Raw genomic sequence first — 12,586 nt, forward strand, 5'->3', positions numbered from 1 at the left:
CGCGCTTAGAAGCGCGAATGGTCAGCGCGGGCCGGGCGGCTCGGGGCGACGGACCTTCGGGCGCGGATGCGCCGCGCGCTCGTCGGCGTCGATCTTCTCGGCCGCGACCTCGGGCTCGGGATCCACCACGGGATCGAGCGACGCGCGCACCGCGTCGTCCTGCACGTAGTCGTCGTCGGGCACGTCGTGGCGATCGGTCCGGAGCGACTCGGCGAGCGCTTCGTCCTCCGCGTCGACGAGCGCGTCTTCGGGCAGGACCTCGGCGAGCGTGCCGTCGATGTCGCCCGCTTCGCCGAGCGGAGAGGCGCGACGCGGCGCGTGCTCGTCGCGGTCGGCCATCTCCGAAACCTTCGGTCCAAGATCGCGCTCTCCCATGACCGCCTCACCGTCCTTGCGAATGCGAGCTCCTCGCCTCACTCGAAGTCGTCGGGGTTCAGCTCCTCCACGTCGCGCGTCGTGCCCTCGTGCGGCGTCGTCGCGGGCGCCTTCTTGTCGCGCATGTGCGGGTGCCGCTCCGGCTTGCGCTCGTCGGCCTTCGCCGGCGTCTCCTTCTCCCGCTGCTGCTCCTGCGGCTGCGTCATCGCGTCCTCCCTCGCGCCTCGGACGCGAGGATCTGCAGCGGTCGTGCCGCGAGGAGATCGAGAGACTTCCGCATCACGCTGCGTCCGTCCCACGCCGTTCCGGTGCGCACGTACCCGAGCCGCGCGTAGCGTGCGAGGTCGCGCTCGTCGTGCCGCGCGACGCGCACCTCGATCACCGCGCGCGCCCGCTCGCGGAGCACCCGCTCGATCGCGACGATGAGCGCGCTCGCGATGCCGAGCCCCTGCAGCCCCGGCATCACGCGCACCGCCTCGATCAGCGCGACGTCGGGATCACCGCGCCGCGCGACGCGCGCGCGGATCATCGCGAGCGGTGCGCCGCGTGACGCGGCGACGAGCACGATCTCCTCGCCGCGCGCGCAGCGCTCGAGCGTCTCGTCGATCACCTCCGTCTGATCCTGCGCGAGCCCGAGCCACGAGAGCGCGTGCAGGTCTGCCGCGCACGCCTCGCGGATCGTCAGCGAGAGTGCGACGTGACGTCGATCGAGCTCGCGCGCGGGCAGCGGCGCGGTGCGATCGCTGCGCCGTGCCGCGCCTCCGTTGCCGCCGTGCGGCCCGTTGCCTCGTGCGTCGTCGATGCGCATCGGCATGGGTCAGGCTCCCGCCACGAGCAGCACGATCACGATCGAGATCGCGACGACCGCGAGCACCGCGAGCGTGCCGGTCACCACGCTCACGCTCCGCCGCGGATCGATGCGATCCATCGTGCCGGTGAGCGTGGGATCCTCGTTGGTCTCGGGCGTCGGGTAGTTGCGCCGCTCGGCCTTCGCGACCTGCATCATGTCGGCGTCGACGGTGAAGTTGCCCGTGTGCCCGCCATCGTCGGGCGGTGACGCGACGAGCTCGCCGTCGGAGCGCGCGAGATCACGATCGATGGTTCGCTGCTGGGCCATGTCCTCGCACGTCGCAACGCGCGTGCCCTGGCGCTTGCGACGCTGCGCCACGGTTCGCTGCGACGGGGAGCGCGATCCTGTGTGCCTCGAAAAGAGCGGCAGCACCGTTTCGTGAAGGTCCGCGACGGGCGCGGTCATCCAGCCCTCATGACCCGTAGCCTCTTCGTTCTCGCGGCGTGCTTCGCGCTCGCCGCGCTCCCTGGGTGCGGTGACGACGACGGCGGCGATCCCGGAGGGGGATCCGACGCCGGCCCCGGCGGAGGCGGGATGGACGCCACCACGGCGGACGACGCCGGCGACACGCCCGGCGCCGACGCGCAGCTGCCCGACGGCGCGACGTCGTTCACCCAGTGCACGAACGGCGTCGACGACGACGGCGACGGAGAGATCGACGGGCTCGATCGCGAGTGCACGGGCCCGACGGACAACGACGAGGGCACGTTCGGCACCGGCATCCCCGGCGACAACCGCGACCCCGACTGTCAGGACTGCTTCTTCGACGGCAACTCGGGCTCCGGCAACGACGGCTGTCGCTACGCGACCACGTGCCTGACCGACGGCACGCCGACGAGCGGCTCGGGCTCGTGCGCGACGTGCGAGGCGAGCACGCAGTGCCTCGAGGGCGGCTGTCTCGAGGCGACGCCGAACGGTTGCGACTGCTTCGGCTGCTGCGAGGTGCACGTCGACGCGGACACCACCGTGAACATCCTGCTCGGCGGCGCGTGCTCGCTCGAGAACATCGACGACGAGACCGCGTGCCCGCGCTGCATGCCCGACACCGAGTGCGCGAACGACTGCGGTCGCTGCGAGCTCTGCCTCGGTCGCACGATCGAGGATCTCCCGGCGGACTGCTTCCCGGACGGCGGTCCGCCGATCTGGCAGTGCGACGGCGATCAGGTGCCGTGCCCCGAGGGCACGTGCGCGCCCGGCTACTACTGCCAGCTCGGGTGCTGCCTCAGCGAGCTCATCTGACGCGAGGTTGCTCCGTCGATCGGGCCGGGGTAGCTCCGCGCTACCTATGGCCCGTCTGCCCGAGAGCGATCCCGCGGTGGCGTCGATCGAGCGCGCGATGGTCGCGATCCGCCGGAGCCAACAGCGGCGCCGGCTCGCGCGCGCCGCGTCGGGGCAGGTCCCACGCGGCGTGCCCCCGGCGGTGATCGCGGTCGTCGACGCGCTCGACGAGCTCGCGTCGCGCGGGGTCGACGCGCCGACCGTCGGCGACGTCGCAGGAGCGATGCAGAGCGATCCGTCGCGCGCGAGCCGCGCCGTGGCGCAGGCGGTCGAGGCCGGGCTGGTGCGGCGCTCCGCCGATCAGGAGGATGGTCGGCGGAGCTGCCTCGAGCTCACCGCGCGCGGCCGTACGTTGATCGAGAAGGTGCGCGCGTCGCGTCGGCGCTTCTTCGCGGAGGCGACGTCGTCGTGGTCGCGGGGCGACCGCGAGGCGTTCGCCGCGCTGCTCACGCGCTTCACGACCGATCTCGACGCGCTCCTCGGACCCGACGACGAGGACTAACGCGCGCAGAGCACCTCGACGGTGTGACCGTCGGGGTCGCGCAGGTAGACCCGTCCTCCGACGACGGCGTGCTCGGTGCCCGACGCGCGCAGCCTCGCGACGAAGCCGTCGAGCGACGCGCCCGTGCGCAGCGCGAGGTGATCTCCGCGCGGCACCACGCCCGGCTCGGTCTCTCCGGGCCGCCACGTCGAGAGCACGACGTCCACCGCGCCCGCGCGCAGCGTCGCGCCCGGCGGGCCCTCCGGCGCGGCGCCGAGCTCGAGCCCCAGCACGTCTCGGTAGAACGACACGCTGCGCGCGAGGTCGCGCACCGTGAGCCCGACGTGGTCCACGCGCCAATCATGTGCTTCACGCAGATGCATGCTCTGAGCATCCAATTGCCCATCGCATCGATCAAGCGCTCAGCGCGTCACGTCGATCGCGCCGCGCACGACGCGCGCTCGGCGTGCTCCGGTCGTCGAGCCCGCGACCTCGTCCATCCACGGCAGCACGACGTGCACCTCGTACGCGCCCGGCGGGATCGGCCCGCCGTCGCTGCGCTCGATCGTCCCCGCGCGCGGTCCGTCGCGCAGCACGCTCACCCGTCCGCTCATCGGCAGCGACGCGACGAGGCGCCCGCCCGGCGCGAGCCGCACCCGCACCGTGCGACAGTCCGCGCCCGGCCGGCACTGCACCGATCCGCCCGCGATCCCCGAGATCTCCCAGCGCTCGTCGACGCGCCGCTCGCCCTGCATCAGCGACGCGTCGAAGTTCAGCGTCCCGGGGAAGTCGAGCACCACCGGCGCGTCGCTCAGGTTGCGCAGCGCGACGTCGACCACGCCGTCCACGCCGCTCTGCAGCGTGCGCGTCGCGACGGCGACCTCGACCAGCTCGGGCGCGGGCGGCGGGCTCGCATCGCCCGTGACGCGACAGTGCGCGGCGGCCTCACCGAGCGAGAGATCCGCGCCGTCGCACGGATCGTGCGGCGCCTCGGCCACGCGGGCCGCGCTCGTGGCCCCGCTCGTGCTCGACGCACCGCCGCATCCGCACGCGACGGCGACCAGCACCGCCGACATCGTTCTGCGCATCCCCCGCTCCTCCTCGTCCGGAGCGCGATGCTCGCTCAGGAGCACGTCACCTCGTCAACGGCGATGCGTCGGGGTACGTCCGAGCCACGCGATGCACGACGATCCGCTCGAGCGCATGCCCGCGGGCGCGCGCATCACGCTGCTCGGCGAGGGCACCGACTTCCGCGCCTACGACGTCGATGGTCGAGACGTGCTGCGCATCCCGCGACACGACGGCGCGCGCGACGCGCTGCTCGCCGAGGCGCGATGGACCGCGTGGCTCGCGCGGCGTCTCCCGCTGCCGATTCCGTCCTACCGACACGTCGTGCTGTCCCCGCGACCGTTCGCGCTGTACGCGCGGCTCCGCGGCACGCCGGCGCTGCGCGTCGCGCTCGAGCAGCAGGACCTCGCCGCGATCGGCGCGCGCCTCGGCGAGCTCCTGCGCGTGCTGCACGGTCTGCCGCTCGACCCGATCTCGGGCCTCCAGCCCGACGACGATCCGACGCTCGCGGCGTGGTCCGCCGAGGCGCTCTCCGATCTGCGCACCGCGGAGCAGCACGGGCACCACCTCGACGCGCGCTGGGCGCGCGAGCTCGGATCTCCGCCGAGCGTGATCGCGATCACGCCGTGCGTGATCCACGGCGACTTCGCCGCCGAGCACGTGCTGCTCGACGAGGACGCGATGCCGTGCGGCGTGATCGACTGGAGCGACGCGGTGCTCGGCGATCCCGCGCGCGATCTCGCAGGGCTCGTGCACTGGGGCGGCGCGCCGATGCTCGCGTCGGCGCTGCAGCGCTACGGCTCGATCGACGCGGCGACCCTCGAGCGCGCGCGCTGGCTCGCGACGTGTCGCGCGGTCGCCGACGTCGCGTTCGGCGCGCAGCGCGGGCGCCCCGAGCACGTCGGCGCGGGTCTGCGCGCCCTCGCGCACGTCGCATCGATGTGACGCGACGTGCGCGAGCCCTCGCGCGTCAGGTGCCCGCGGTCGAGCGGACCTTGAGCTCGGCGAGCTGCTCCGGGATCACCGGGCCGGGCGCGCCGGTCATCAGGTCGCTGCCCTTCCCGGTCTTCGGGAACGCGATCACGTCGCGGAGCGACTCGCTCTCCGTGAGCAGCATCGCGAGGCGATCGAGCCCGAGCGCGATGCCGCCGTGCGGCGGCGCGCCGTGACGAAGCGCGGAGAGGAGGAAGCCGAACTTCTCGGTCGCTTCCTGCTCGCCGATGCCGAGGACCTCGAAGACCTTCTTCTGCACGTCGGGATCGTGGAGACGGATCGACCCGCCGCCGAGCTCGACGCCGTTGAGCACGAGGTCGTAGCGGTAGCAGAGGACCTTGCCGGGATCCTTGTCGAGGATCGGCAACGACGCGTCGTGCGGGCGCGTGAACGGATGGTGCGCCGCGACCCAGCCCTTGCCGTCCTCCGCGCGCTCGAAGAGCGGCGGCTCCACGACCCAGAGCAGGTTCCAGTCCCCGCCCGCGCCGACCTGCGGGATCATCCCGAGCTTCTTGCCGAGGTGCAGGCGAAGGTTCGCCATCACCGTGTGCACCATCGCCTCGGGGCCGAACTGGAAGAGCAGCAGATCGCCCTCTTCCGCGCCGCACGCCGCGTTCATCGCCGCGACGAATTCCTTCGTCGCGGTCTTCGCCATCGGCGACTGCTGCCACTCGCCGCCCGGGCCGACCTTCGCGCGCGCGAGGCCCTTGGCGCCCATCTGCTTCACGAACGCTTCGAGCTTGTCGATCTCGGTGCGCGACATCGCCGTCGCGTGCTGCGCCGGGACGCGGATCGCCTTCACGATCTCTTCCGGCAGATCACGACGGTAGGTGCCGTCCGCGAACTTCTTCGCGATCGGCTCGAGCAGCGGCACACCGCCGCCGCCGTGCGCGATCACGAGCTCGGTGAGCTCGACGTGCTCGAGCCCGAAGCGCATGTCCGGCTTGTCGTTGCCGAAGCGGCGCATCGACTCCTCGAACTTCATGCGCGGGAACACGCCGCCCGGATAGCGCTGCGTGAGATCGATGCCGAGCAGCTCCTTCCAGAGCCGCACCACGAGCTTCTCGATCAGCCCGAAGATGTCGTCCTGGTTGACGAACGACATCTCGACGTCGATCTGCGTGAACTCGGGCTGGCGATCGCCGCGCAGATCCTCGTCCCGGAAGCACTTCACGATCTGGATGTAGCGATCGAAGCCGCTGACCATCAGCAGCTGCTTGAAGAGCTGCGGGCTCTCCGCGAGCGCGTAGAAGAGGCCGGGGTTGAGGCGCGCCGGCACCAGGAAATTGCGGGCGCCGCCGGGCGTGTACTTCACGAAGATCGGCGTCTCCACCTCGACGAAGCCGTTCTCGTGGAAGTGGCTCCGCGTGTGATGGTAGATGCGCGAGCGCGTCATGATGTTGCGCTGCAGCTTCGGCCGGCGGAGGTCGAGGTAGCGGTGCTCGAGGCGCTTCTCCTCGTTCGTGTCGATCTCGTCTTCGATCGGGAAGACGGGGGTCTCGGCCTTGTTGAAGACCGTCGCCTCGAGCGCGACGACCTCGATGCGGCCGGTCGCGATCCTGTCGTTCACGTTGCCGCCGCGGGAGCGCACCTTCGCGCGCACCCCGAGGACCCACTCGCTGCGCGCGCGATCGCCGACCGCGAACGCGTCCTTGCTGACCGAGGGATCGAACACGACCTGCGTGATGCCGTCGCGATCGCGGAGATCGACGAAGATCAGCTCGCCGTGATCGCGCCGCGAGTGCACCCACCCGAACAGCACGACCTCGTCGCCGACGTTCCCCTCGCGCAGCGCCCCGCACGAATGAGTCCGCTTCAGCTCGTCGATGAACCGCGCCACACCGCCTCCGTCACGAAAAGGGCCGGGAGGCTAGCACGCAGTCACGACGCGGCGATCAGGGCGCGCACATGTCGCTCCAGGCGCAGCCGTAGACCGGCGGCAGGCAGTACTGCCGCCCCGTCCCGCCGCTGCTGAGCGAGCACGACCGGAAGTTCGTGCCGTTGCGATGCAGGCACTCCGCGCCCGCGACCGGCTGACACGCGCCCCAGCCGCATGAGCCGTTGCACACGCGCTCGCCGCACGCGTCGGTGGGCGAGCACGCGCTGCGCGAGCCCGGCGCGCAGACGCCTTCGCCGGCGCACCCGCCGACGTTCGTCCACGTGCCCCACGCGCAGCCGCTCGAGCAGGTGCGCGCCTGCATCTGCGTCCCGCAGTTGCCGCAGGGCACGGTGCGCGACTCGGTCGTGCCCGGCGTGCACGAGCCCGCGCCGCCGGTGCACGCGCCCCACGCGCCGAACTCGCCCCACGTGCACGACGACGCGCAGGTGCGCGTGCGCGTCTGCGATCCACACGCGCAGCTCTGCGACTCGCTCGTCGTCGTGCCCGGCGCGCACACGCCTTCGCCCTCGCACGCGAACGCGCTCCACGTGCACGCATCGCTGCACGTGCGGCGCTGGGTCCCACAGTTGCCGCACCCTCCGCCGGTGTCGACGTCACCGGGAGAGCACTCACCGGCGTCCATGCAGTCTCCGTCGTTCGTCCACGATCCGTCGACGCAGACCTGGCGCTGCGTCCCGCACCTCGCGCACGCGACGGTGCGCGGCGCGGAGCCGGGCGTGCAGTCGCAGCTCGCGGGCGCGTCGCACGCGCTCCACACGCCGTCCTCGCATCGCTGGAGGCCGGGGCCGCACGCGCCTTCGCAGTCGCGCTGGGCGGTGCTGGAGACCGTGGGATCGTCGTCGTCGCAGTCGACGCTCGCGTCGATCCCGTCGTCGTCGAAGTCGGCGACGGGGACACAGGACCCCGCGACGCAGGTCTCGGAGGTGCCGCACGGGGGATCGCAGACCCCGGCGTCGCCCGCGCGCGCGGCGTCGCGGCGACCGCCGTCCTGGCCGCGTGGGCTCACCTCGGCGCCCGTCGCGCACGCGGCGAGCGCGAGCGCGAGCACGGAGAAACGCACTGCGTTCCGCACCACGATTCGATTGAACCCGATTCCGTCCGGCACGTCGACGGGCGCGCCGAGCAAGGCGGAGGCCAGAGGAGGACGCGATGCCCGAGCGTGAGAAGCGCGGCGCCGGCGGGATGCGCGGCGGGCCGGGAGAACAGGCGGATCACGGGACGCACGGCGCGTTCACGAACGAGCCCGAGGCGACCGAGGACGACGCGGCCCGTCGGGAGCGCGAGCGGCGACGCACCGCGCGCGAATCCGACGAGACCCGCAAGACGCGGCGCACGCCGCGATAGGAGCGTGAATGGGCACGAAGATCCTGAAGCGCGGGATGCGCGGTGACGATGTCCGCGACGTGCAGGAGAAGCTGCATCGGCTCGGGTTCGACGTGAAGGCCGACGGCATCTTCGGCGAGGAGACCGAGCGCGCGGTGCATCGGCTGCAGACGCTCTTCGGCTACACCGTCGACGGCCTGGTCGGCGACGGCACGAAGAAGCTGATGGACGCGCAGATCGGGTACGGATGGAACGCGAAGCTCCCGAACGCGCAGGAGCTCGCGCTGCGCGCGCAGGGCAAGCTCCCGGGCACGTCGGGCGGCGCGGGCGCGGAGGCGCGGCACTACCCCGAGGAGACGCCGCGCTCGCCCACGATCCCCGACGCGCGCCACACCGCGGCGCCGACGAGCTCGACGTCGCACGTCGGCGGCGGCGCGCCGAGAACGCCGAAGCGCTGACGAACCAGCGTCGCCGACGCGCCGCGCGAGCTCGCGTGGCGCGTCGGCGATCAGCCCGCGACGTGCTGCTCGTAGTACGTCACGCGCCCGTCGTGGCAGGCGACGAAGCGGATCGTCCCGTCCTGCGAGGCGACGATCGCGAGCCCCGTCGGGTGCGCTTGGACGAAGCGATACGCGGCGCGGTGGCGTGTCCCGACGTTCTCCTCGTCGTCCTCGATCGTCACCTCGCCCTCGGTGTCGAGCGCGCGATGGACGCGGAGCCCGTCGTGCACGACGCGACCGTGCGGCGGCGCGACCTCGACACCGAACGCGAGCAGCTCGAACCGCTTCGAGAGCACCACCGCGCCGTCGACCGCGGAGAGCGACGCGAGGGTGCGCGACAGCTCGAACACCGCGGACTCGATCTCCGCGAGGTCGTGCGAGTGCACGACGAAGTCGTCGGCGGTGATCGCCCGTCCGCCGTTGCCGCGCGCCCGCGCGAGCTCCGACGTGATCACGCGCAGGAGCGCGCGGTAGCGAGCGCGCGCAGGCTCGCGCGCGAAGCGATACTTCGCGCGGAAGAGCGTCGAGAAGAGCGCCTCGCCGTGCGCGTCGGGCTCGGTGAAGAGGATGGTCCCGCCGTGGTGCGCCTCGCGCATCAGCCACAGCGCGCGCCGCACCATCTGCTGCGAGATCGATCGCACGAGCGACTCGTCGAGCGCGGGCCAGTCGGGCGCGCGCTCCGCGGCGTGCTGCTGCACCAGCTCGTTGCGCACGCTCTCGAAGAGCGCGGGCATCCACCGCGACGAGAACACGTCGGTGCGCAGCGTGACGAGGCGTCCGCCCTCGAGGCCCGCGACGAAGTGATCCCCGGCGTGCACCGAGATGCGCGCCGGGCCTCGCACGTGCACGACCGTCTTCGGCAGCATCACGACCGCGCGCGTCCGACCGCCCCACGTCGGAGCCAGCCACTGCGCGCCGGTCGTCATGATCCCCCAGATGCGCAGCTCGCCGCGCGCGTCGGGCTCGACGGCGACGACCGCGGTCTCGAACGGCGCGGCGACCGCGATGCGTCGCAGCTCGTCGACGTGGAAGGGGCGCGTGCGATCGAGGCGCAGCACCAGCGGGCCGACGGCGGGGAGCGCCTCCGCCTCGCGCTCGGGCTGGCGCGCCAGCGCGACGCGCACCCTCACGGGGCGCCCTTCCTCGCGCAACATCGACGCGTGGTACGCGACCTCGAGGAGCGCGCGACGGAACTCGGCGAGCGGATCGGGCGATAGATCCGCCGGCCACTGCGACGCGACGAGCGCTTCGAGATCGTCGGGGTAGTGGAAGATCTCGGTCACGAGAGCCGACCTCCGCGCGACATTGGATCGCGCCTTTTCGGAACATGGCGCAAGCCGGAGATCCCGGACAGGCGGCACGAGGGGTGCTCCACGTGCTGCACGCACCCGGAGCTGCGCATGTCGGAGCACGAGCACGAGGAGTCACGCCGCGCCGCGAGGCGCAGCGTCACACGGTCGGACGACGGCACGCTCCGGAGCGCGCGTCGTCGCCGCATCCGCGAAGAGCAGCACGCGCGCACGCTCTGGGCGAGCTACGCGCTGCTCCTCGTCGGGGTCTGGCTGATGCTCGCGCCGCTCACGTTCGGCGAAGAGGTGCTCGCGGAAGCGACGCGCGCCTCGTGGATCCCGAGCAGCGCGCGCGCGACGGTCGCGCGCTGGAACCAGGTGATCTGCGGCGCGGTCCTCACGCTCGCCGCGTGGCGCATGCTCGAGCCCCATCGCGCGATCGCGCGGCGGATCGCGCTCGGGGTCGGCGTGTGGCTCAGCCTCGCGCCCGTGGTGCTCGCCGCGCCGAGCGCCAGCATCTACGCGAACGACACGCTCGTCGGCATGCTCGTCATCGCGCTCGGCGCGCTGGTGCCCGGCGCGATCGACGAGGGCATCTTCGCGAAGAGCAACGCGGCCGCCGTGCCGCCCGGGTGGTCCTACGATCCCTCGAGCTGGCCGCAGCGCGTCGTCACGATCGTGCTCGCGCTCGCGGCGTTCCTCGTCGCGCGCTCGCTCGCGGCGTTCCAGCTCGGCTACGACGAGCGCGCGTGGGAGCCGCTCTTCGTGCGCCAGACCGCGAGCGCGACCGACCTGGCCGCGTCGAGCCCGTGGATGATCTCCGACGCGGCGCTCGCGGCGTTCGTGTTCACGTTCGTGATGCTCGTCGGATTCGTCGCCGGCCCGGCGCGCTGGCGCACCGCGCCGTGGGTCGTCGTGCTGCAGGGCGCGCTCGTGATCCCGCTCGGCCTCGCGCACGTCGCGATCACGATCGTGCACTCGGTCACGAGCGACGCGTGGAGCACGCCGCGCCTCGTCTCGTCGGCGCTCGCGCTGATCTTGATCGCGCTGGTCGGCGACGAGGTGATCGCGGCCTTCCAGCACCTCGCGCGCGTCCGCGCCGGCACGATCGACGAGCCGCTGCGCGAAGGGCGCGACGACGCGCGCACGCCCGATCTCGCCGAGGCGCGCGAGCGGCCGAGCGAGATCGTGCGCGCCTCGCTCTGGGGCGCGAGCGCGACGTGGAACCTGATCGCGTCGGTGCTGCTCGGCGCGCTGGTGATGATGCTGCCCGCGCTGATCGGGCTCGACGGCGGCGCGGCCGACGCGCTGCACGTCGGCGGTGCGCTCGCGGTCGCGTTCGCGCTGATCGCGACCGGCGAGGTGTTCCGCGCCGCGCGCTACGCGAACGTGCTCGTCGGCGCGGCGATCGCGATCCTGCCGATCGTGCTCGGCGTGCACGCGACCGACGCGCGCATCCTCGGGATCGCGCTCGGCGTCGGGATCGCGCTCCTCGCGCTGCCGCGCACCGGCCGCGTCGAGCGATACGGGACCTGGGACCGCTTCGTCGTCTGAGCGCCGCGCACGGGAAGATCCTCTTCCACCCCTCGTAGCTTTCTGGGACGCTCGTTCGAGCGGCTCAGGGGAGCGCAAGGGAGGGAACGATGGGCGACAACGGCGGCGGCAAGGTCCTCGGAACGGTCCTCTTCATCGGGGCGATCGTCGTGTTCGACGTCCTCTCCCTCACCTTCGGGTGGGGCTGGATCATCTACTGATTGCGACGCGTCTCGTCCGACGACGTCGCTCATCGGGACCGCGCCGAGCTCGCGCTCGACGCGGTCCTCGGCGTTTCCGTCTGGATCTGGGCCGCCGGTCTCTTCCTCCACGACGGCGGTCCGCCGCTCGCCGTGCGCCTCTCGGTCGCGCTGCTCAACGGCGGCGTCGGCGCGCTCTTCCTCTGGCGCGGGCCCGCGCGCACCCACGGCGACACGCGCGCGCTCCTCTCCGCGATTCCCTCGATCGCGCTCGGGGGCATCGCGCTGCGCATCGCGCCGAGCGAGTGGCCCATCGCGAGCGTCGTCGTCTTCGTCGCGATGGCGATCGGCGCGCTCGCGTCGCTGCTGACGCTCGGTCGCTCGTTCTCGATCCTGCCCGCACGCCGCGAGGTCGTCGGGCGCGGGCCCTATCGCGTGGTGCGACATCCTGCGTACGCGTGCGAGCTCGGCATGGTGATCGCCGCGGGCGCCGCGAGCGCGTGGTGGATCGCGCTCGTGCTCGGCGCGCTCGTGCTGCTCACGCTCGTCCCGCGCATCCGCGCCGAGGAAGCGCTGCTCGCGCACGACGACGCGTGGAGTGCCTACGCGACGCGGACTCGGCATCGACTCGTGCCCGGCGTGTGGTGAGAGAGTGTCCAGATCGGCTCGCCGCCGCAGGGCCCTCCCGTCCGCGTGCCGCGCACGCTCCCGTGCGGGCCCACCGCCAGCGAGCACTCCACCTGGGCTGAGCTGGCGCTCGATGACCCCTGGCACCAGGGATCGCGGCGGAGCACCA

The 12,586-nt window shown here is 72.6% G+C and carries 16 protein-coding genes; 7 read left to right on the plus strand and 9 right to left on the minus strand.

The window, feature by feature from the left end:
* Positions 1 to 21: 21 nt before the first annotated feature.
* From DB32_RS05005 to DB32_RS05015, 4 genes are all read right to left on the minus strand, one after another.
* Positions 22 to 339, minus strand: a complete 318-nt coding sequence (locus DB32_RS05005) for a hypothetical protein (RefSeq protein WP_053231276.1) — start codon at positions 337 to 339, stop codon at positions 22 to 24.
* Between the two features lie 74 nt (positions 340 to 413).
* Positions 414 to 581 (minus strand): hypothetical protein, encoded by a 168-nt coding sequence (locus DB32_RS46415; RefSeq protein WP_157068735.1) that lies wholly within the window; start codon positions 579 to 581, stop codon positions 414 to 416.
* A complete protein-coding gene (locus DB32_RS05010; protein ID WP_053231277.1) occupies positions 578 to 1,189 on the minus strand; it encodes a GNAT family N-acetyltransferase in 612 nt (203 codons plus the stop codon). The genes DB32_RS46415 and DB32_RS05010 overlap by 4 nt, the downstream gene beginning before the upstream one ends.
* A 3-nt stretch (positions 1,190 to 1,192) precedes the next feature.
* Positions 1,193 to 1,492, minus strand: a complete 300-nt coding sequence (locus DB32_RS05015; protein ID WP_157068736.1) for a hypothetical protein — start codon at positions 1,490 to 1,492, stop codon at positions 1,193 to 1,195.
* Positions 1,493 to 1,639: 147 nt separating this feature from the next.
* On the opposite strand from DB32_RS05015, the gene DB32_RS05020 reads away from it, so the two are divergent.
* Positions 1,640 to 2,464, plus strand: a complete 825-nt coding sequence (locus DB32_RS05020; protein ID WP_053231279.1) for a hypothetical protein — start codon at positions 1,640 to 1,642, stop codon at positions 2,462 to 2,464.
* Positions 2,465 to 2,510: 46 nt separating this feature from the next.
* A complete protein-coding gene (locus DB32_RS05025) occupies positions 2,511 to 3,005 on the plus strand; it encodes a MarR family winged helix-turn-helix transcriptional regulator (protein WP_053231280.1) in 495 nt (164 codons plus the stop codon).
* Here the strand turns inward: DB32_RS05025 and DB32_RS05030 are convergent.
* A complete protein-coding gene (locus DB32_RS05030) occupies positions 3,002 to 3,337 on the minus strand; it encodes a VOC family protein (protein WP_053231281.1) in 336 nt (111 codons plus the stop codon). The two genes, DB32_RS05025 and DB32_RS05030, sit on opposite strands and share 4 nt — an antisense overlap.
* A 69-nt stretch (positions 3,338 to 3,406) precedes the next feature.
* Positions 3,407 to 4,072: a hypothetical protein gene (locus DB32_RS05035; protein ID WP_157068737.1), complete on the minus strand. Its 666-nt coding sequence runs from the start codon at positions 4,070 to 4,072 to the stop codon at positions 3,407 to 3,409.
* Positions 4,073 to 4,163: 91 nt separating this feature from the next.
* Here DB32_RS05035 and DB32_RS05040 point away from each other — a divergent pair, with 91 nt between their 5' ends.
* A complete protein-coding gene (locus tag DB32_RS05040) occupies positions 4,164 to 4,997 on the plus strand; it encodes a phosphotransferase (RefSeq protein WP_053231283.1) in 834 nt (277 codons plus the stop codon).
* 25 nt (positions 4,998 to 5,022) lie between these two features.
* Here the strand turns inward: DB32_RS05040 and aspS are convergent, their stop codons facing one another.
* On the minus strand, positions 5,023 to 6,885 hold the full coding sequence (aspS, locus tag DB32_RS05045; protein ID WP_053231284.1) for an aspartate--tRNA ligase: 1,863 nt from the start codon (positions 6,883 to 6,885) through the stop codon (positions 5,023 to 5,025).
* Between the two features lie 55 nt (positions 6,886 to 6,940).
* Positions 6,941 to 8,071 carry a hypothetical protein gene (locus tag DB32_RS05050; protein ID WP_053231285.1) on the minus strand — a complete coding sequence of 377 codons (1,131 nt, stop codon included), beginning with the start codon at positions 8,069 to 8,071 and terminating at the stop codon, positions 6,941 to 6,943.
* 23 nt (positions 8,072 to 8,094) lie between these two features.
* Between DB32_RS05050 and DB32_RS05055 the strand changes: the two genes are divergently transcribed.
* Positions 8,095 to 8,289, plus strand: a complete 195-nt coding sequence (locus tag DB32_RS05055; protein ID WP_053231286.1) for a hypothetical protein — start codon at positions 8,095 to 8,097, stop codon at positions 8,287 to 8,289.
* Positions 8,290 to 8,297: 8 nt separating this feature from the next.
* The gene (locus tag DB32_RS05060) at positions 8,298 to 8,726 is read left to right on the plus strand and encodes a peptidoglycan-binding domain-containing protein (RefSeq protein WP_053231287.1); all 429 of its coding nucleotides are present in this window, start codon (positions 8,298 to 8,300) and stop codon (positions 8,724 to 8,726) included.
* Between the two features lie 50 nt (positions 8,727 to 8,776).
* Here DB32_RS05060 and DB32_RS05065 read toward each other — a convergent pair whose 3' ends face one another.
* Positions 8,777 to 10,051 carry a putative sensor domain DACNV-containing protein gene (locus DB32_RS05065; RefSeq protein WP_053231288.1) on the minus strand — a complete coding sequence of 425 codons (1,275 nt, stop codon included), beginning with the start codon at positions 10,049 to 10,051 and terminating at the stop codon, positions 8,777 to 8,779.
* Positions 10,052 to 10,168: 117 nt separating this feature from the next.
* On the opposite strand from DB32_RS05065, the gene DB32_RS05070 reads away from it, so the two are divergent.
* Positions 10,169 to 11,611 carry an SPW repeat domain-containing protein gene (locus tag DB32_RS05070; protein WP_053231289.1) on the plus strand — a complete coding sequence of 481 codons (1,443 nt, stop codon included), beginning with the start codon at positions 10,169 to 10,171 and terminating at the stop codon, positions 11,609 to 11,611.
* Between the two features lie 200 nt (positions 11,612 to 11,811).
* Complete coding sequence (locus DB32_RS05075; RefSeq protein ID WP_053231290.1) at positions 11,812 to 12,438, plus strand: methyltransferase family protein; 627 nt, start codon at positions 11,812 to 11,814, stop codon at positions 12,436 to 12,438.
* Positions 12,439 to 12,586 lie beyond the last annotated feature (148 nt).

Origin of the sequence: Sandaracinus amylolyticus, from assembly GCF_000737325.1 — a bacterium.
GTDB classification, from domain to species: Bacteria; Myxococcota_A; Polyangia; order Polyangiales; family Sandaracinaceae; genus Sandaracinus; species Sandaracinus amylolyticus.

Bases quoted from the DNA above. Each gene is read 5' to 3' on its own strand.
- DB32_RS05005 (WP_053231276.1), bottom strand. From the start codon at position 339: ATGGCCGACCGCGACGAGCACGCGCCGCGTCGCGCCTCTCCGCTCGGC.
- DB32_RS46415 (WP_157068735.1), bottom strand. From the start codon at position 581: ATGACGCAGCCGCAGGAGCAGCAGCGGGAGAAGGAGACGCCGGCGAAG.
- DB32_RS05010 (WP_053231277.1), bottom strand. From the start codon at position 1,189: ATGCCGATGCGCATCGACGACGCACGAGGCAACGGGCCGCACGGCGGC.
- DB32_RS05015 (WP_157068736.1), bottom strand. From the start codon at position 1,492: ATGGCCCAGCAGCGAACCATCGATCGTGATCTCGCGCGCTCCGACGGC.
- DB32_RS05020 (WP_053231279.1), top strand. From the start codon at position 1,640: ATGACCCGTAGCCTCTTCGTTCTCGCGGCGTGCTTCGCGCTCGCCGCG.
- DB32_RS05025 (WP_053231280.1), top strand. From the start codon at position 2,511: ATGGCCCGTCTGCCCGAGAGCGATCCCGCGGTGGCGTCGATCGAGCGC.
- DB32_RS05035 (WP_157068737.1), bottom strand. From the start codon at position 4,072: ATGCGCAGAACGATGTCGGCGGTGCTGGTCGCCGTCGCGTGCGGATGC.
- DB32_RS05040 (WP_053231283.1), top strand. From the start codon at position 4,164: ATGCACGACGATCCGCTCGAGCGCATGCCCGCGGGCGCGCGCATCACG.
- DB32_RS05055 (WP_053231286.1), top strand. From the start codon at position 8,095: ATGCCCGAGCGTGAGAAGCGCGGCGCCGGCGGGATGCGCGGCGGGCCG.
- DB32_RS05060 (WP_053231287.1), top strand. From the start codon at position 8,298: ATGGGCACGAAGATCCTGAAGCGCGGGATGCGCGGTGACGATGTCCGC.
- DB32_RS05070 (WP_053231289.1), top strand. From the start codon at position 10,169: ATGTCGGAGCACGAGCACGAGGAGTCACGCCGCGCCGCGAGGCGCAGC.